The sequence below is a fragment of the Rhizobium cauense genome, assembly GCF_019511525.1.
In the GTDB taxonomy this organism is placed as follows: Bacteria; Pseudomonadota; Alphaproteobacteria; order Rhizobiales; family Rhizobiaceae; genus Rhizobium; species Rhizobium cauense.
Genome location: NZ_JAEUAT010000008.1, coordinates 146758 through 164247, shown reverse-complemented (window position 1 = coordinate 164247; position 17490 = coordinate 146758). Strand labels below are relative to the sequence as shown.

Annotated in this window: 19 protein-coding genes; 11 read left to right on the top strand and 8 right to left on the bottom strand. The window is 59.7% G+C overall.

The genetic code is table 11. The annotated features are described in order from the left end of the window. The first annotated feature begins 7 nt into the window (after positions 1–7). The 3 genes from JNB88_RS16935 (at position 8) to JNB88_RS16925 (ending at position 1986) form a co-directional block, all read left to right on the top strand. On the top strand, positions 8–727 hold the full coding sequence (locus tag JNB88_RS16935; RefSeq protein ID WP_220356454.1) for a substrate-binding periplasmic protein: 720 nt from the start codon (positions 8–10) through the stop codon (positions 725–727). 92 nt (positions 728–819) lie between these two features. Next, positions 820–1536 carry an aminoacyl-tRNA hydrolase gene (gene pth, locus JNB88_RS16930; RefSeq protein ID WP_220356453.1) on the top strand — a complete coding sequence of 239 codons (717 nt, stop codon included), beginning with the start codon at positions 820–822 and terminating at the stop codon, positions 1534–1536. 3 nt (positions 1537–1539) lie between these two features. Then, entirely contained in the window at positions 1540–1986 is a 447-nt protein-coding gene (locus tag JNB88_RS16925) for a GNAT family N-acetyltransferase (protein ID WP_220356452.1), read from the top strand. A gap of 3 nt (positions 1987–1989) precedes the next feature. On the opposite strand, the gene clpS is transcribed toward JNB88_RS16925, so the two are convergent. Then, a complete protein-coding gene (gene clpS, locus JNB88_RS16920) occupies positions 1990–2301 on the bottom strand; it encodes an ATP-dependent Clp protease adapter ClpS (RefSeq protein ID WP_037133168.1) in 312 nt (103 codons plus the stop codon). 180 nt (positions 2302–2481) lie between these two features. Here clpS and ychF point away from each other — a divergent pair, with 180 nt between their 5' ends. The 3 genes from ychF to JNB88_RS16905 are packed head-to-tail and all read left to right on the top strand — an operon-like array spanning position 2482 to position 4537. After that, on the top strand, positions 2482–3585 hold the full coding sequence (gene ychF, locus JNB88_RS16915) for a redox-regulated ATPase YchF (protein WP_220356451.1): 1104 nt from the start codon (positions 2482–2484) through the stop codon (positions 3583–3585). Between the two features lie 26 nt (positions 3586–3611). Beyond that, positions 3612–4073, top strand: coding sequence for a MaoC family dehydratase (locus JNB88_RS16910; RefSeq protein WP_222858047.1), 462 nt, complete (start codon positions 3612–3614; stop codon positions 4071–4073). Beyond that, positions 4070–4537 (top strand): MaoC/PaaZ C-terminal domain-containing protein, encoded by a 468-nt coding sequence (locus JNB88_RS16905; protein WP_220356450.1) that lies wholly within the window; start codon positions 4070–4072, stop codon positions 4535–4537. The genes JNB88_RS16910 and JNB88_RS16905 overlap by 4 nt, the downstream gene beginning before the upstream one ends. Positions 4538–4545: 8 nt before the next feature. Here the strand turns inward: JNB88_RS16905 and JNB88_RS16900 are convergent, their stop codons facing one another. The 4 genes from JNB88_RS16900 to petA all read right to left on the bottom strand — a co-directional run bounded on the left by JNB88_RS16900 (position 4546) and on the right by petA (position 7993). After that, positions 4546–5088: an adenine phosphoribosyltransferase gene (locus tag JNB88_RS16900; protein WP_220356449.1), complete on the bottom strand. Its 543-nt coding sequence runs from the start codon at positions 5086–5088 to the stop codon at positions 4546–4548. Between the two features lie 115 nt (positions 5089–5203). Next, positions 5204–6097 (bottom strand): cytochrome c1, encoded by an 894-nt coding sequence (locus JNB88_RS16895; RefSeq protein WP_220356448.1) that lies wholly within the window; start codon positions 6095–6097, stop codon positions 5204–5206. Positions 6098–6123: 26 nt separating this feature from the next. After that, positions 6124–7401 (bottom strand): cytochrome b, encoded by a 1278-nt coding sequence (locus tag JNB88_RS16890; RefSeq protein WP_037132730.1) that lies wholly within the window; start codon positions 7399–7401, stop codon positions 6124–6126. Between the two features lie 13 nt (positions 7402–7414). Next, a complete protein-coding gene (gene petA / locus JNB88_RS16885; RefSeq protein WP_037132728.1) occupies positions 7415–7993 on the bottom strand; it encodes a ubiquinol-cytochrome c reductase iron-sulfur subunit in 579 nt (192 codons plus the stop codon). Between the two features lie 283 nt (positions 7994–8276). On the opposite strand from petA, the gene JNB88_RS16880 reads away from it, so the two are divergent. Further along, entirely contained in the window at positions 8277–9209 is a 933-nt protein-coding gene (locus tag JNB88_RS16880) for an endonuclease/exonuclease/phosphatase family protein (RefSeq protein ID WP_220356447.1), read from the top strand. Here the strand turns inward: JNB88_RS16880 and JNB88_RS16875 are convergent. Beyond that, positions 9165–11084, bottom strand: a complete 1920-nt coding sequence (locus JNB88_RS16875) for an ABC transporter ATP-binding protein (protein ID WP_220356446.1) — start codon at positions 11082–11084, stop codon at positions 9165–9167. The two genes, JNB88_RS16880 and JNB88_RS16875, sit on opposite strands and share 45 nt — an antisense overlap. Before the next feature lie 181 nt (positions 11085–11265). Here JNB88_RS16875 and JNB88_RS16870 point away from each other — a divergent pair, with 181 nt between their 5' ends. Continuing rightward, positions 11266–11475 carry a ribbon-helix-helix domain-containing protein gene (locus JNB88_RS16870; protein ID WP_037132719.1) on the top strand — a complete coding sequence of 70 codons (210 nt, stop codon included), beginning with the start codon at positions 11266–11268 and terminating at the stop codon, positions 11473–11475. Positions 11476–11533: 58 nt separating this feature from the next. On the opposite strand, the gene JNB88_RS16865 is transcribed toward JNB88_RS16870, so the two are convergent. Next, positions 11534–13390, bottom strand: a complete 1857-nt coding sequence (locus JNB88_RS16865; RefSeq protein WP_220356445.1) for an ABC transporter ATP-binding protein — start codon at positions 13388–13390, stop codon at positions 11534–11536. Positions 13391–13772: 382 nt separating this feature from the next. Here JNB88_RS16865 and JNB88_RS16860 point away from each other — a divergent pair, with 382 nt between their 5' ends. Together JNB88_RS16860 and JNB88_RS16855 are read left to right on the top strand one after the other, a co-directional pair. Further along, the gene (locus JNB88_RS16860; protein WP_220356444.1) at positions 13773–14234 is read left to right on the top strand and encodes a tRNA (cytidine(34)-2'-O)-methyltransferase; all 462 of its coding nucleotides are present in this window, start codon (positions 13773–13775) and stop codon (positions 14232–14234) included. 189 nt (positions 14235–14423) lie between these two features. Beyond that, a complete protein-coding gene (locus tag JNB88_RS16855; protein ID WP_220356443.1) occupies positions 14424–16070 on the top strand; it encodes a Na/Pi cotransporter family protein in 1647 nt (548 codons plus the stop codon). Positions 16071–16079: 9 nt separating this feature from the next. On the opposite strand, the gene JNB88_RS16850 is transcribed toward JNB88_RS16855, so the two are convergent. After that, on the bottom strand, positions 16080–16340 hold the full coding sequence (locus tag JNB88_RS16850) for a hypothetical protein (protein WP_037118207.1): 261 nt from the start codon (positions 16338–16340) through the stop codon (positions 16080–16082). Between the two features lie 164 nt (positions 16341–16504). Here JNB88_RS16850 and hemF point away from each other — a divergent pair, with 164 nt between their 5' ends. Beyond that, the gene (gene hemF / locus JNB88_RS16845) at positions 16505–17419 is read left to right on the top strand and encodes an oxygen-dependent coproporphyrinogen oxidase (RefSeq protein WP_220356442.1); all 915 of its coding nucleotides are present in this window, start codon (positions 16505–16507) and stop codon (positions 17417–17419) included. Positions 17420–17490 lie beyond the last annotated feature (71 nt).

Below are 17490 nucleotides of genomic sequence, written 5' to 3'. Positions count from 1 at the left end.
CAACGCGATGAAGAAACTGCTGCTTTCCACTCTATTGAGCCTCACGGCTTCCGCCCATGCCATGGCGGGCGCCGTCACACTCGTGACGGAAGAGTACCCTCCCTTCAGCTACAGGGATGGAAAGACAATAAAAGGAGCTTCAGTCGAGCAGGTCGAAATGCTGATGAAGGAAGCCGGCATTGAGTACACGATCGAGATGATGCCTTGGGCAAGAGCCTTCAATCTCGCTCAAACCACTCCCATGAACTGCGTCTTCACGACGGCGCACAGCGCAAAGCGCGACGCAATGTTCAAGTGGGTCGAGCCCTTGCTGGTTGATCGCAACATCCTCATCACCAGGTCCAGCTCGGGCGTGACGGCCAGAAATCTCGAAGAAGCCAAGCATTACACAGTCGGCACGCAGCGCGAAGACTATACCGAGGTGACGCTGAGGGAGAATGGCTTCTCCAAGCTCGACGTCACTACCGACTTCAACGCCACGTTACGCAAGCTGCTCAACGGTCGCATTGACATGATGCCGATTTCCGAACTCTACTTCGACAAGCTCAAGGCCGACCAGCCCTTGGAGAAGGTGACCGTACTCTCCAGTCAACCGATGGGCATCGCGTGCGAGAAGAACTTTCCGAGCGATCTGCTGGCGAAAATGCAGGCTGCGCTGAACAAACTGATTTCGGATGGCACGCAGCAGACTGTCTTCAGGAAATACGGCCTGCACTCCGCAGACTGATTTTTCCGCCGGCCATCGCCGCTTCGCCTTGACTTTGACGCCGTTTCGCGGTGGTGAAAGCTGGAAAGCACATTGCAAGGAATGAACGAGCCATGCTTGTTATCGCAGGCCTCGGCAACCCCGGCGGTAAATACGCCGGAAACCGCCACAACATCGGCTTCATGGCCGTGGACGCGATCCACCGCCGCCACAGCTTTTCTCCTTGGTCGAGGAAGTTCAAGGCCGAGATCTCCGAGGGCGAGATCTCAGGCGAGAAGGTGTTGCTCATCAAGCCGCAAACCTACATGAACCTCTCCGGTGAATCTGTCGGCGAGGCTATGCGGTTCTACAAACTGCAGCCAGCCGATCTGGTCGCGATCTATGACGAGCTCGATCTGCCGGCAGGCAAGGCGCGTCTCAAGACGGGCGGCGGCCATGGCGGCCACAACGGCATCAAGTCGCTGGATGCGCATTGCGGCAAGGAGTACCGGCGCCTCCGCCTTGGTATTGGCCACCCCGGTGTCAAGGAACTGGTGCAGCATCACGTCCTCGGCGACTTCGCCAAGGCCGATCAGGCATGGCTTGAGCCATTGCTGGATGCCCTTGCCGACAACGCCGATATGCTGGTCCGCAAGGAGGATTCTCAGCTGATGAACAAGCTGGCTCTGGCACTTGGCGGCAAGGCTGAGGAAGAACGTCCGAAGCCCGAGAAGAAACCAGCGGCGAAATCCCATATCCATCAGGCCCGCAATCACACTCAGCCGAAGCTGCCGGCAACTGGGCCGATGGCCGAAATGCTGAAGAAGATGTTCGGCAGCAAGGGCGATTGAGCCATGTCAGCTGGCGCGCTCGTCATTCGCCCCGCCGAGGCTGGCGACCTGCAGGGCTTGCTTAGCCTCTATCGCGAACTCAATCCTTCCGATCCCGTCATCGACCGCGCCCGTGCAGAGGAACGGTTCGGGGTGATCCTTACGCAACCCGGCATGACGGTTTTCATTGGCCTCGCGGATGAGGCGGTGTCGTCGGTGACACTGATCGTCGCGCCCAACCTGACCAGGAACGGCGCATCCTATGCGGTGATCGAGAACGTCGTGACCGCGGCCGCTCACCGGCAGCGTGGCTACGCACGCTCGCTGATCCAGCATGCGGTCGAAGCCGCTTGGCGAGCCGGCTGCTATAAGGTGATGTTGCTGACTGGCTCGAAGGATCCGGCGACGCTTCGCTTCTACGAGAATTGCGGCTTCAGCCAGGACAAAACGGGCTACCAGATCAGGCGCTGACGGCTATTCTTCCGGCTCCGCCGTCAGCATCAGCGGAAAGCCGGCCTCCTTGGCATAATCCATCGCCTCCTTGACCTTGGTCTCGGCTATATCCTTGGCACAGACCACGACGACGCTCGATCCCAGCTTGTGCGCTGTCATCATGACGCGATAGCCGGTTTCTTCGCTCATGCGGAAGACCGCCTTCAGGATCATCACCACGAACTCACGCGGCGTATAGTCGTCGTTGAACAGAATGACCTTATAGAGCTTCGGCCGGTCCAGCTTCGGCTTCGACTTTGTCTTCGGTTTAAGGGCGATATCGTTGTCACTCATCGGAAACCCACCCGTTGATGACATGGAGAGGCGAGAACAGTTCGCGGGTATCTATATTGCGCTGCAAAGGCGGGTGTTCAAGCCCTGAGAATGCAAGAGACTTGCGCGAAAAGCTTGACCGCAAGGCGCGTTTTATCCCATAGCCAGCACCAACGAATTCAAAATAGCAGGTTTCAGGCCATGGGCTTCAAATGCGGTATCGTCGGTCTGCCGAATGTCGGCAAGTCGACTCTCTTCAACGCACTCACCAAGACGGCAGCAGCGCAGGCGGCAAACTACCCGTTCTGCACGATCGAACCGAACACCGGCGAAGTCGCCGTCCCCGATCCGCGCATGCAGAAGCTGGCGGGCATTGCCGGCTCCAAGGAAATCATCCCGACTCGTATCTCCTTCGTCGACATCGCCGGCCTCGTACGCGGCGCGTCCAAGGGTGAAGGCCTCGGCAACAAGTTCCTCGCCAACATTCGCGAAGTCGACGCCGTGGTCCACGTGCTGCGCTGCTTCGAGGACGACGACATCACCCACGTCGAGGGCCGCATCAACCCGGTCGGCGACGCCGACACGATCGAGACCGAGCTGATGCTCGCCGACCTCGAAAGCCTGGAGCGCCGCGTCGAGCAGACCCGCAAGCGCGCCACCAGCAAGGACAAGGAGTCGCTCGCCCAGCTTCCGGTCATGGAAGCGGTCATCAAGCTGCTGAACGAAGGCAAGCCCGCCCGTCTTCTCCTGAAGACGCTGGCGCCCGAGGAGATCGAGATCCTCAAGGGCCTCAACCTCCTGACTTCGCACCCGGTCCTCTACGTCTGCAACGTCGCGGAAGCAGACGCGTCGACGGGCAACGAGCACACCAAGGCAGTCGCCGCAATGGCTGAGAAGCAGGGCGCCGAATGCGTCATCATCTCGGCCGCGATCGAATCCGAAGTGGCACAGCTTCCGGAAGAAGAAGCAACGGAGTTCCTTTCGGCGCTTGGCCTCGAGGAAGCTGGTCTCGACCGGCTGATCCGCGCCGGTTACCACCTGCTCGACCTGATCACCTATTTCACCGTCGGCCCCAAGGAAACCCGCGCCTGGACGATCGTGCGTGGCACCAAGGCACCGCAGGCCGCTGGCGTGATCCACACCGATTTTGAACGCGGCTTCATCCGCGCCTTCACCATTTCCTACGACGACTACATCAACTTTAAGGGTGAAGTCGGCGCCAAGGAAGCGGGCAAGGGCCGCGACGAAGGCAAGGAATACGTCGTCCAGGACGGAGACGTGATCCACTTCCGCTTCAACACCTGATCTGAAACGGCCGGAGGATTGGCCGCATGAAACTCGCCTTCGAAGACTTCCAGCTGGGCCGGCGTTTCGCGCTCGGTCCGAGGCTGATAACGGCTGCGGAGATCATAGAGTTCGCTCGCGAGTTCGACCCGCAGCCAATGCATCTTGACGAAGCGGCCGGTCGGGCCAGCATCCTCGGTGGGTTGGCGGCGTCCGGCTGGCATACGTCCGCGCTTTTCATGCGAATGATGGCGGAGAGCTTTCTCGTCAATTCGTTCTCGCAAGGGGCGCCCGGCGTCGATTTCATGGAATGGCGAAAGCCTGTTCTTACCGGCGACACGCTTTCCGGTCACTCCACGGTGCTGGAGGCACGCGCGCTTCGCTCAAGGTCGGGCATTGGCATGGTCAAGTTCCGCCACGAGGTTCAGAATCAAAAAGACGAAGTCGTCTGCCTCTCAGAGAACTCGATCATGTTCGTCATGCGTGAAGCGCTGGGGAGTCTCGCATGATAATGGAAGAACGCTACGCCGGCGGCGAGAAGACCGAAATCGGCAGCTACCTGTTCACGCCGGAGCGGATCGTGCACTTCGCAGAGCGCTTCGACCCGCAGCTGTTCCACTTGGATGCCGAGGCGGCAAAGGATACGCTCTTTGGCGGGCTTTGCGCCTCCGGCTGGCACACCTGTGCGGCATGGATGAAGACCTTCGTTGCCTACTGGAGCGGCGAATGCGCGCGATTGGCGAGCGAAGGCATTCAGCCGCCTAAACTCGGCCCCTCCCCTGGCTTCCGGAAACTTCAGTGGCTGCGACCGGTCTTCGCCGGCGAGGAAGTGACCTACTTCGTCACATTCCTTTCAAGCCACGCTCTGCCATCGCGTCCGGGGCGTCGGCTGAACACGATCCTCTGTGAGGGCACGGTTGCCGACGGCACACCGGTCATCCGCTTTGAAAGCACTGTCATTGAATTCGAGTAGTCGCGGGCTCAGTGGCCCGCGAACTCAACGAGGGTACGAACGTCGACCCCAAGCTCTTCCAGCTTCTTGCGACCGCCAAGGTCCGGCAGGTCGATGACGAAGCAGGCGGAAACGACCTCCGCTCCCATCTGCCGCAGCAGCTGCGTGGCAGCCACCGCCGTACCGCCCGTCGCAATCAGATCATCGACGAGAATGACTTTCTCGCCGGGCTCAACGGCATCGCGATGCATCTCCATCTCGTCGACACCATATTCAAGGCTATAGGCAATACGCACGGTATCGCGCGGCAGTTTGCCCTTCTTGCGGATCGGAACAAACCCTGCCGACAGCTGGTGCGCGACCGCACCGCCAAGGATGAAGCCGCGCGCTTCGGTTCCGGCAATCTTGTCGATCTTCATACCGACATACGGCTGGACGAGTTCATCGACGGCGCGGCGGAACGCACGCGGATTGCCGAGTAGCGTCGTGATGTCACGAAAAATAATGCCAGGCTTTGGGTAGTCCGGGATGGAGCGGATGCTCTCGGCAAGCTCCGAAATCGTATTAGTCATGGAGTATCCATATTCTGCAAGGCTTCAGGTCGGCTGCACCCTATCAATTGCCACTGCCGGAACCAACAAAAAAGGCGGCCCTAGGGCCGCCTTTCTAGACTCTGGAGCGAGGCTCTCAGTGCTCCTTGTTCGCGTAGACCGACCGCTTCGTCAGATAGATCAGCCCCGCGAAGATCACCAGGAAGACCATGACCATGAAGCCGGTGCGCTTGCGGTCCTCAAGATGCGGCTCGGCAGCCCACATCAGGAAGGCCGAGACATCCTTGGCATACTGGTCGACCGTCGCCGGCGCGCCATCGTCATAGGTCACCTGGCCGTCGGAAAGCGGCTTCGGCATCGCGAGAGCGGCAGCATTCGCGAAGTAAGGGTTATAGTGCGTACCCTGGGCAACCTGGACGCCCGCCGGCGGCTGTTCGTCGTAGCCGGTCAGCAGCGAATAGATATAGTCAGGACCACCTTCCTGATAACCACCGACGAACGGGATCATGTCGATCAGGAACTGCGGAAAGCCACGCTCGATACCGCGCGCCTTGGCGATCAGCGAGAAGTCCGGGGGAGCCGCGCCGTTGTTGGCCGCTGCGGCCGCTTCATGGTTCGGGAACGGCGACGGGAAATAGTCCGATGGAATGGCCTTGCGGGTGAACATGTCGCCGCTGGCGTTCGGACCATCCTGGACTTCGTAATTTGCCGCGAACGCCTTCACCTGCGCCTCGGAGTAACCCAAATCGCCAAGCGTGCGGAACGCCACAAGGCTCATCGAATGACAGGCCGCGCAGACTTCAGCGTAGACCTTCAGACCGCGCTGCAGCTGACCCTTGTCATAGTGACCGGTCGGCCCGGCGAAGCTCCAGTGTTCGTGCTTCGGATGAAGCAACGGATAATGCGGCGTTTCGCTTTCGGCGTGTTGCGCCGGCTCGGCTGCGCCCGAGGCGGCTTCCTGGGCGAATGCCGCGCCGCTCAGACCCGCGACGACAGCAAGCGACAGAATGCTTGTAACAAGCTTTTTCATGTTTCTCTTCCCTTCCCGTCGCACGCTCAGGCCTTGACCGGCTCAGCGGCCGCCACCTTGTTGCGCTTTTCCAGAACCGCTTCCGTAATCGAATTTGGCAAGCGGCGCGGCGTCTCGACGAGACCGAGAACCGGCATGATCACCAGGAAGAAGGCGAAGTAGAAGAGAGTACCAAGCTGCGACATGATCACATAGGTACCTTCCGCGGGACGCGAGCCGAGCCAGCCGAGAACGATGGCGTTGGCCACGAACAGCCAGAAGAACACCTTGTACCAAGGGCGATAAGCAGCGGAGCGAACCTTCGAGGTATCGAGCCAGGGCACGAAGAACAGCACGATGATCGCGCCGAACATGACCAGAACGCCTGCGAGCTTGGAGTCGATTGGACCGATGTTGAAGGTGATCGAGCGCAGCATCGCGTAGAACGGCAGGAAGTACCATTCCGGAACGATGTGGGCAGGCGTCTTCAGCGGATCAGCCGGAATGTAGTTGTCCGGGTGACCGAGGAAGTTCGGCATGTAGAAGACGAAGTAGGCGTAGACCAGCAGGAAGATCGAAACGCCGAGCGCATCCTTGAGCGTTGCGTAGGGCGTGAAGCGAACCGTGTCCGTCTTGGTCTTTACCTCGACGCCGGTCGGGTTCGTCTGGCCCACAACGTGCAGCGCCCAGATATGCAGGACAACGACGCCGGCAATGATGAAGGGCAGCAGATAGTGCAGCGAGAAGAAGCGGTTCAGTGTCGGGTTTTCGACGGCGAAGCCACCGAGAAGGAACTGCTGGATCCACTCGCCGACCAATGGGAATGCCGAGAAGAAGCCAGTGATAACGGTCGCACCCCAGAAGGACATCTGACCCCAGGGCAGGACGTAGCCCATGAAGCCCGTTGCCATCATCAGGAGATAGATGAGGACGCCGAGGATCCAGAGGATTTCGCGCGGAGCCTTGTAGGAGCCATAGTAGAGGCCGCGGGCAATATGCAGATAGACCGCGACGAAGAAGAAGGACGCGCCGTTGGCGTGCATGTAGCGCAGCAGCCAGCCGTGGTTCACGTCGCGCATGATCTTCTCGACGGAGTTGAAGGCAACCGTCGTTTCAGCGGCGTAGTGCATGGCAAGCACGACGCCCGTCAGGATCTGCACGACGAGCATGACTGCAAGCATGGCGCCGAAGGTGTAGGCATAGTTCAGGTTCCGCGGAACCGGATATGCGACGAAACTGTCATAGACCATCCGCGGCAAAGGCAGGCGCGAATCGATCCACTTCTCGAGGCCGGTTGATGGCTCGTAGCTGGAATGGCCACTCATAAATCAGTCCCCCTCAACCGATCTTGATTACTTTATCGGAAACAAACGAATAGGCCGGAATCGCCAGGTTCGTGGGCGCCGGGCCTTTGCGGATGCGGCCGGCCGTATCGTAGACCGAGCCATGGCAGGGACAGAACCATCCGTTGTATTCGCCGGCCTGGCCGAGCGGGATGCAACCGAGATGCGTGCATGAGCCGATCATGACGATCCAGTTTTCCTTGTCCTTGCCTGCAGAACGGTCCATGCCCGTCGCCTGCGCATCAGCGGGAAGGTTGGCGTTGCGCGCGATCGGATCCTTCAGGTCCGACAACGGAACTTCATCGGCAGCCTTCACTTCCTCAGGCGTACGGTTGCGAATGAAGATCGGCTTGCCGCGCCACTTGGCAGTCAGCGACATTCCGGGTTCGAGGCTGGAAACGTCCACTTCGATCGAGGCCAGGGCCAACGTCGAGGCATCAGGACGCATCTGATCGATAAACGGCCATGCAACTGCAACAGCGCCGACAGCGCCCGCCATGCCAGTTGTGAGATAAAGGAAGTCACGGCGAGTGGGCTCGCCCGTGACCTCGCTTGTCGATTCGTGTTCGCTCACGGCTTAAACCATCCTCTGCGCAAATTTGCGGGCCTCCGCCCTTCCCCTCACAGCGGCGAATCTGTAGACACAATTCGACCATAGACTCCCCACCAATCCGGCGCGTTCTAAGCTTGATCGCAAATTATGTCCAGCCTTGGCAAGGCCATGTGGGCACTATGTCGCGGGAATTTTCAGAAGATTTTCGAAGACAATCACATGCTTGCCACATTTGTGCGTTGCACCAATCGGGAGCCCATGCTAGGCGGCTGCCAAATGCGTCCCCCTATCCCGGCATCAGGCGATGAAAGACACTTTATTCTGCATAGGGAGTGTCCTCGTATCGTTGTTGCTGGCGCTGATGTCACTGCGCTACATCACGCACATCTGGCTTCTCGCCTTTGTCTATAGCTTTCAGGTTCATTTCGCCCTGGCCGCGATCGCAGCGATTCTTGTCCTGCTGCTGATCAAGCGCCACTGGTATGCCTATCTGCTTCTAGCGGTCGCGGTGACGCTGCTTGGACACGGCGTCATCATGTTGCGCGAGTTTGCGGCGCCACCGGCACACGCCGAAACGCCTTCGCTCTTCAGGCTGATGTCTTTCAACATCGAGCACGAGAATTTCGCCAGCGCGGGCAGCATCGCGGACCTCATCGTCGCTTCGAATGCGGATGTAGTAACCATCCTGGAGGCCGCACCGCTTCGCCCTTATATCGCCCGTCTCTCCAGCACATATCCTTTTCGCATCGGCTGCGGAGCGGAGACGAACGAGTGCGACAACCTTGTTCTGTCAAAGCGGCCGTATGTCGAGAAGAAGGTCAGCAGTTTGGGGGAACTCTGGCGCAATCGCCTCACCCGGTTTTCGATCGATTTCGGGGGGACGCGGATCGGCTTCCTGACAGCCCACCTCGCCAAACCCTACTTCGACGACTTCCAGAGCGACGAGCTGGCCGACCTCCTGACGGCAACAACCGTGACGGATGGCCCCCTCGTCGTAGCCGGGGACTTCAATTCGGCAATCCTCGACCCACGCATCCAGCGCTTCATGCGCAGGGCCGGCCTTCACACCGTGTTTCCGGAGCCGGCCACCTGGCCGATCAAGGCCGGCCGCTTTGGCATCGGGATCGACCACGTCCTTGCCCGACCGCCGTTGCGGCTCAAATCCGTCGAACGGATAAGAGACAACATGGGATCAAACCACTTTGGCCTCATGGCCGAGTTTACCGTCGACCCTTGACGCTTCCGCCGGCGCGTCGAAATCGGTGGCGAGGAAACCGCCCGACTGCCGCGCCCAGAGGTCGGCATAGAGACCGCCGCGCTTCAGCAGCGTCTCATGTGAGCCCTCTTCTATGATCCGCCCCTCATCGACGACGATCAGTCGGTCCAGCGCGGCGATGGTCGAGAGCCGATGCGCGATGGCCAGCACCGTCTTGCCTTCCATCAAGCCGATCAGGTTGGATTGGATTGCCTCCTCGACCTCTGAATCCAGCGCCGATGTTGCTTCGTCGAGAACGAGGATCGGCGCATCCTTCAGCATGACGCGAGCAATCGCGATACGCTGGCGCTGGCCGCCGGAAAGTTTCACCCCGCGCTCGCCGACATGGGCATCGAAGCCCTTGCGACCATTCTGGTCCTGCAAGCGCTCGATGAAGCCGAGGGCTTCCGCACGTCGTGCCGCCTCGATCAGACGTGCCTCTCCGGCATCCGGTCGACCGAAAAGGATATTGTCCCGCACAGAGCGATGCAGCAGCGACGTGTCCTGGCTCACGACCCCAATCTGCATCCGCAGCGACTCCTGCGTCACTGCTGCAATATCCTGGCCGTCGAACAGTATCCGTCCGCCCTCCAGATCGTAAAGGCGAAGCAGGAGGTTCACGAGCGTCGACTTGCCAGCCCCGGAACGTCCGACGATGCCGACTTTCTCCCCCGGCTCGATAGTCAGCGAGAAATCGTCGATGACACCGTTTGGCCTGCCATAGTGGAAGGAGACGTTCTCGAAGCGGATGCCTGGCTCTCGGATCACGAGGTCGCGGGCGTTGGGGCGATCGACGAGCCCGAGCGGTTGGGAGATCAGTTCGGCGGCGTTCTGGATTGTGCCAAGGTTGCGCATGATGCCGTTGAACTGGGTCATCAGTCGGCCGAGAAGGAAATTGAGGCGGAGAACGAGTGCCAGAGAGAATGCCACGGCACCGGAACTGACGAGGCCGGCCAGCCACAGATGGACGCTGAGGCCGGCCATCGTGACGATCATGATGCCCGAGAGGAGCGCCATCGAGGCACGCACGCCGGTGATGAAGCGTGTGAACCGGAGCACTGTCTCCTGATAGAAGTCGAAGCCCTGCCGCATGTAGCGGTCGCTCTCTTCGTCGCGGGCAAAGAGCTTCAACGTCTGGACGTTGCTGTAGGCGTCGACCATGCGTCCGTTGATCATGGAAGCCGCTTCCGCGGTCTCCCGGGAATGGAAACGGATGCGCGGCACGAAATAGCGCGCCAGAACGCCGAAAGCGCAAAGCCAGAGAAGCACGACCACCGCAAGCGAGAAGTCGAGTCGAGCCACGAGCACCATTGTCGTCGCTGCATAGATGCCGACGAACCAGACACTTTCCATAAGCGACGTGACGAGATCGCCGGTGGCCTGACCTGCCGACCAGACCTTGGTTACGATGCGACCAGAGAAATCGCTCTGAAAAAACGAGAGCGACTGCCGCGACACATGCAGGTAGGACTGCCAGCGGGCCAGGTTGTAAAAACCGGGCGTGATCACCTGTTGGTCAACGAGGGCAATCAGCAACGCGACGACAAAGCGGACGATCCCGATAAGAACGAGCATGCCGAACAGTTCGGCGCCATGTGCGGCAAGCAGACCACTCCAGCCTGCTGCCGGAGTGATGGTCGCGAGAATATCGACAAGCCGCCCGACGAACCAGAACAAGGCTGCCTCGATCGCCGCCGACATGCCGCCAAGCACAAGCATCGCCACAAACGGCGCCTTCGCCTGCCCAATGTAAAACCAGATGAATCCAAGCGTAGAGCGGGGTGGTTGAATGTTTTCCCGCGGCGCAAAGGGATTAATCCAGTTTTCGAAAGCATGAAGGAGTCGTTTTATCAGCATATTTGCGATATAGGCTTATTAGTCGGAGCGGGAAAGCAACGGCTCCAGGGCAAAACCTTATATTTTCGTAACAATCGGTAACAACAGCGGCATCGCTGTTGAATGCGACTGACCCCGCCACAATCTCGGGGTAGACTAGGTTTTTACGGAGAAGGCCGCGATGCAAGCAAGGAAGACAGTCATGTCGAGTATTCCGCTGCCACTTGCGGAACGACTTGATGCGCTCGTTGAACAGTTGGAAATGTCATACGACGAGGTTGTCGCCGAAGCGATCTCCGCGTGGATCGAACGCGAAGAAGAACGGCGCCTGCTCGCGTTCCGTACGCTTGCATCGGCCAACAGCATGCTTGTCGAGGGAAACCGGGTGATCGACTGGGCAGATAGCCTCTGAACCCATGTCCAGGAAACAAAGAGAAGCCCTCCCCGCCGCAGCAGGGAGGGCTTCTGGCTTATTCGGCAGCCTGTTCCGCATCTTCCGAGTGGTCGGCAAGGAAGCCGCCCGATTGGCGGTTCCAGAGGTCCGCGTAGATCCCGCCCTGTTCGACAAGCTCGGCATGCGCGCCCGCCTCAATGATCTTGCCCTTGTCGAGCACGATCAGGCGGTCCATCTCGGTCAGGGTCGACAGACGATGCGCGATCGCGATCACCGTCTTGCCCTCCATCAGCGCAAACAGGTTTTCCTGAATGGCTGCCTCGACCTCGGAGTCGAGCGCCGACGTCGCTTCGTCGAGCACCAGGATTGGCGCATCCTTCAGGAACACGCGAGCGATCGCGATACGCTGCCGCTGACCGCCGGAGAGCTTCACACCACGTTCGCCAACCTGCGCGTCCAGCCCCTTGCGGCCCTGCATGTCGACGAGCCCCTCGATGAAGTCCCAGGCGTTGGCTCTTTTGGCAGCTTCGATCACCTGAGCATCGCTCGCCTCCGGGCGTCCATAGGCGATGTTGTCCCGGATCGACCGGTGCAGCAGCGATGTATCCTGCGTCACGACGCCGATCAGTTCACGCAGGCTCTCCTGGGACACGTTAGCGATGTCCTGTCCGTCGATGGTGATGCGGCCCGCCTCGAGATCGTAGAAGCGCAACAGCACGTTCATCAGTGTCGTCTTGCCGGCGCCGGAGCGACCGACGAGGCCAACCTTCTCGCCCGCCTTGATGTCGAGCGAGAGGTTGTCGATGACGCCCTTGCCCTTGCCGTAGTGGAAACGGATGCGCTCGTAGTGGATTGCACCCTTCTTCGCTGACAATTGCGGCGCGTCCGGCTTGTCGACGATGTCGTGCTTCTTCGTCATCATCTCCATGCCGTCGTAGACCGTGCCGATGTTCTCGAACAGCGCCGAAACTTCCCACATGATCCACTGCGACATGCCGTTGACGCGCATGGCAAGGCCAATGGCAATGGCAATCGCGCCGACGGAAATCTGGCCATTCAGCCAGAACCAGATCGACAGGCCGGACACCACGAACAGAGCCACGCAGTTGTTCACGTAGACGGCAATGTGAAACAGCGTGACGCGACGCATTTGTGCATGGACGGTTCCAAGGAACTCCTCCATCCCGCTGCGGGCATACGTCTCCTCACGGCCGGCATGCGAGAACAGTTTGACCGTCGCGATGTTGGTGTAGCTGTCGACCACCCTGCCCGTCATAATCGAGCGCGCATCGGCCTGTTGCGCCGCGATCTTGCGAAGCCGCGGTACGAAGTAGGACACGATGCCGATGTAGATGGCGAGCCAGACGAGGATCGGTATCATCAACCGCCAGTCGGCAGCGGCGATGACGATGATCATCGACAGGAAGTAAGTCACGACATAGACGAAGACATCGAGGATCTTCATCGTCGTTTCGCGAACCGCAAGCGAGGTCTGCATCACCTTTGTCGCTACGCGCCCAGCGAACTCGTTGGCGAAGAAGGTCATGCTGTGACGCAGCAGGAAGCGGTGCATCTGCCAGCGTGCGATCATCGGATAATTGCCGAGAAGCACCTGATGCATGATGAGCGAATCCAGGCCCGCCGCCAGCGGCAGACCGATGAGGATCAACGCTCCCATCCATGCCAGCCTGGGCCATTCCGTCTGCAGGAACGTCGCCTTGTCGGCCTTCGTCAGCCAGTCGACGATGTCGCCGAGGAACTGAAAGAGCGCGACCTCGCCGACGGCGATCAGCGCAGTCAGCACTGCCATGATGGCAAGCCAGGGCGCTGCCGGCTTCGTGTAGTGCCAGCAAAATGCAAAGAGACCCTTGGGAGGAGCAATAGGCTCCTCGCTGGGGAAGGGATTGAGTCGCTGTTCAAACCAGCCAAACATGAAAATGCTCCGAAACTTGATCGCTCCGGCCTCCCGACTCGCGCAAAACGGCGCTTGAGCTCATATGGGAACCGGACGTTCACGGGACGAGGCCAAGACAGCCGCGCAATGGATTAAATGGGAGTTCAGGAAAGAAGTGGCACTAGGCGTGCCAGATCGCCACTCGTGAGTTCACGCGTCGAGAGCGCATACGCGGCAACATTTCCATCTGGCGCTCCCTTCTGGCGATTAAAAGATGTGCACCCTTAACGCGAATTAGGTCAAATTTCCAGCCCCGACTGGCCGGAAATTGAACAATTATCGGTCAAAACGCGTCCTGTTGCGCCAAAATCACAGTTGCAATAGGTGTCTTTTGACGATCAGCGGAAAGACGACATCCTTCATGGCCGACCTCAGACTAGCGCTTTATCAGCCCGATATTCCGGGCAACACCGGGACCATCCTGCGTCTTGCCGCTTGCCTTGGCTTCGCCGTCGACATCATCGAACCGGCGGGTTTCGACATATCGGACCGCAATCTTAAGCGCGCGGGCATGGACTATATCTCCGCCGCCGCCCTCACCCGGCATGTCAATTGGGATCGTTTCGAGGAATGGCGAAGAAATTCCGGCAGGCGTCTGGTGTTGGCATCCACAAAGTCGTCCGACCGCTACACCGGTTTCGCGTTTCGCGCCAATGACGTCCTGCTTTTCGGCCGCGAGAGCGCCGGTGTTCCCGATCACGTGCATACGGCAGCGGACGCCCGGATCCTCGTTCCAATGGTAGAGGGTCAGCGCTCGATCAATGTTGCGGTCTCCGCCGCAATGATTGTCGGGGAAGCCATGCGCCAGACGGTCTGGGGCTGAATTCCAGACCGGGCGATGCAAATGCCGACGTCGCTTCAGAATATGTCGCGAACAGCGTTGTGAATTTGCGCAAGCGGCGTATAGTTTTTAGCCGGACAATTAAAAAAATGTTCGAAAAGCCATGTTTTCAAACACTTGGGAAAATGGATTCGGGCTAGAGGCCTACCTCAGGCACCAAGAAGCGGCGGAATGGAATCTACGATCGTCATGATCAACCTGTTTGGCGCGGTGGCACTGCTACTGTTCGGCCTTGCACAGGTGAAGGAAGGCGTTTCTCGTGCATTCGGGGCGCGGCTGCGGACCGGCCTTGCGACCGGCACGCGCAGTGGCGTGCGCTCCTTCGCGTCCGGCTTCGTCGCCACGATCGCGCTGCAGAGCTCGACTGCGACGGCGCTGATGGTCGCCTCCTTCGTCGAACGCGAACTGGTGAAGCCGCGCATGGCGCAGATCGTCCTGCTCGGTGCTAACGTCGGCACCGCGGTGACGGCCTGGATTGTTGCGACAGGCATCGAATGGCTGTCCCCGCTTGTGATCCTGGCCGGAATGGTACTCCATCGTAGCGGCTCGTCGTCTCGCCAGGGCGCTGGCACAGCACTGATCGGCATCGGCTTGATGTTGCTGTCGTTGCATCTCTTGAGCAGCGCAACCGAACCGATGCGGCAATCCCCCGCTCTCGGTGCCTTCATCGCCCTGCTCGACAATGCCTGGCCAGTCGCGCTTGCCTTTTCGGCCGGCATCGCCTTCATCTCGTCGTCGAGCCTTGCTGCCGTCGTCCTCATTCTCTCGCTCGCCTCGACGGGCATCCTGTCGGCCGGTCTGATCATCGTACTGGTGCTCGGCGCCAACCTCGGCGGAGCCATTCCGCCGGTTATCGCCTCGCTGGCTGGACCGGCATCCGCCAAGCGCATCACATCAGGCAATCTGATCGTGCGGGCGATCGGCTGCCTGGTTGCTTTGCCGCTCGCGGGCTATGGCGCAGAACTGCTGGAAGCGCTGCCGCTGTCGCCTGCGAAGCTGCCGGTGGATGCCCATCTCGGGTTCAACCTGATCCTTGCCGCACTTGCGTGGCCCTTCTCGCGTCCCCTGTCGCGACTGATGCTCCGGCTGATCCCAGAGGAGGTGCAGCCGGACAATGGGCCGAAATATCTCGACCAGCACGAACTTTCGACGCCGGTCGTCGCCCTCGCAAGCGCCACGCGCGAGGTCCTCGGCGTCGGCGATCTGATCGAACGGATGCTGCTGCGCGCCTCAAGCGCCTTCGAGAGCAACGACCTTGCGAAGCTCAAGGAAATTCCATCGCTGGAAAAGCGTGTCGACAGCCTGCAACAGGAGGTGAAGATCTACCTTTCCAAGCTCGGACACGGAGGCCTGAGTGAAGAGGATGGTCGCCGCTCGATCGTCATCATCGACTACGCGATCAACCTCGAACATATCGGCGACATCATCGAAAAGGGCCTGATGCCTCAGGTGACGAAGAAGGTTTCGCTCGGGCTGAAGTTTTCCGACGAGGGCTATGAGGAGCTGCGCAAGCTCTTCCATCTGACGATCGACAACCTCCGCGTCGCCCAAACGATCTTCGTTACCCGCGACTTCAATCTGGCGAAACAGTTGATGGAGGTGAAGGTCGAGGTTCGCCGGATGGAGAAGCAATCTTCCGAGCGGCATCTGGAGCGCCTGCGCGATGGTCGGGCAGACAGCCTTCAGACGAGTTCACTGCATCTCGACATGCTGCGCGACCTGAAACGCATCAACGCCCACATCGTTTCTGTCGCACACCCGATTCTGGATGAGAGCGGGCTGCTCATTGAAAGCAGGCTGAAGGGCGCAGCCGAATAGCGGGAAGCTTCAATCTGCGGAGGGCAACCGGCGCATCGTGAACTCGATCTGATCGCCTTCCAGCTGACGCCAGCTCTCGACTTCGGTCCAGTACGCGGCTTTGGGGTACTCGTCGAACCATTCGCGCGCCTTGGCGCGAGCCTCGAGCAGATTGAGGCAATATGTCTGCCGTACGAAACGATCGTTCTTCCGGGGTGTGCCTTCCGCCCGGTGGGTGGCAATCCGTCGCTTGAGACCGTCGAACGACGGAGGTCCAGGGATTTTCGTCATGAGCCTACCTCTGGATCAAAAAGTAATATCGAAGATCGCGTTTTGCGAGTCGAATCTGAGGAAGCCTCAATCACCTGGGCTGCTGGCAGGACCCTGCCCCACCTGCTATCAGGACAAGAAGACGAGAGCGCGAGTCGACCGGCGACCCGCCCGGAGAGAGATAAATGGATAGACCCGAACTTCCGATCGGCCTGCCTGATGACATCGAGGAAAAGAAGTCGGTTGCCCGGGGATGGTTCGAAAGTCTCCGCGACACGATCTGCGCTTCTTTCGAAGAACTGGAAGACGAAGTCTCCGGCCCTCTGTCGGACCGGGAGCCGGGCCGCTTCGTCGCCAAGGACTGGTCGCGCGAAAATGGTGCGGGCGGCGGCGGGCGCATGTCGATGATGCACGGTCGCGTCTTTGAAAAGGTCGGCGTGCATACGTCCACGGTCTATGGCGAGTTCGCACCTGATCTTCGCGCCCAGATGCCCGGCGCGAAGGAAGATCCACGCTTCTGGGCCTCGGGCATCTCGCTCATCGCTCATCCGGTCAATCCGAACGTACCCGCCGTGCACATGAACACGCGGATGGTGGTGACCTCGAGCCGCTGGTTTGGCGGCGGCGCCGACCTGACGCCGGTTCTCGATCGTCGTCGAACGCAGGAGGACGAGGACAGCCAGTTGTTCCACAAAGCGATGGAGATCGCTTGTCGCAGTCACTCCGGCGTCGCCGACTACGCCGCCTACAAGAAATGGTGCGACGAATACTTTTTCCTCAAGCACCGCAATGAGCCTCGCGGCATCGGCGGCATCTTCTACGACTGGCTGCATTCCAGCGACGAAGCCGGCGGCTGGGACGCTGACTTTGCCTTTACCCGCGACGTCGGACGGGCCTTCGCCATGGTTTATCCACGGATCGTTCGCTCCAACTTCAATAAACAGTGGACAGACGCCGATCGTGACGAACAATTGATTCGCCGTGGACGCTACGTTGAGTTCAATCTCCTCTACGACAGAGGTACGATTTTCGGCCTCAAGACAGGAGGAAACGTCGAATCCATTCTCTCGTCCCTACCTCCTCTCGTTCGCTGGCCCTGATCTCACAAATAAAGGTGGCCGGAGGGGTTAAATTCGGAGGCGGGATCACTTAGTCTAGGCATGTACGCGTA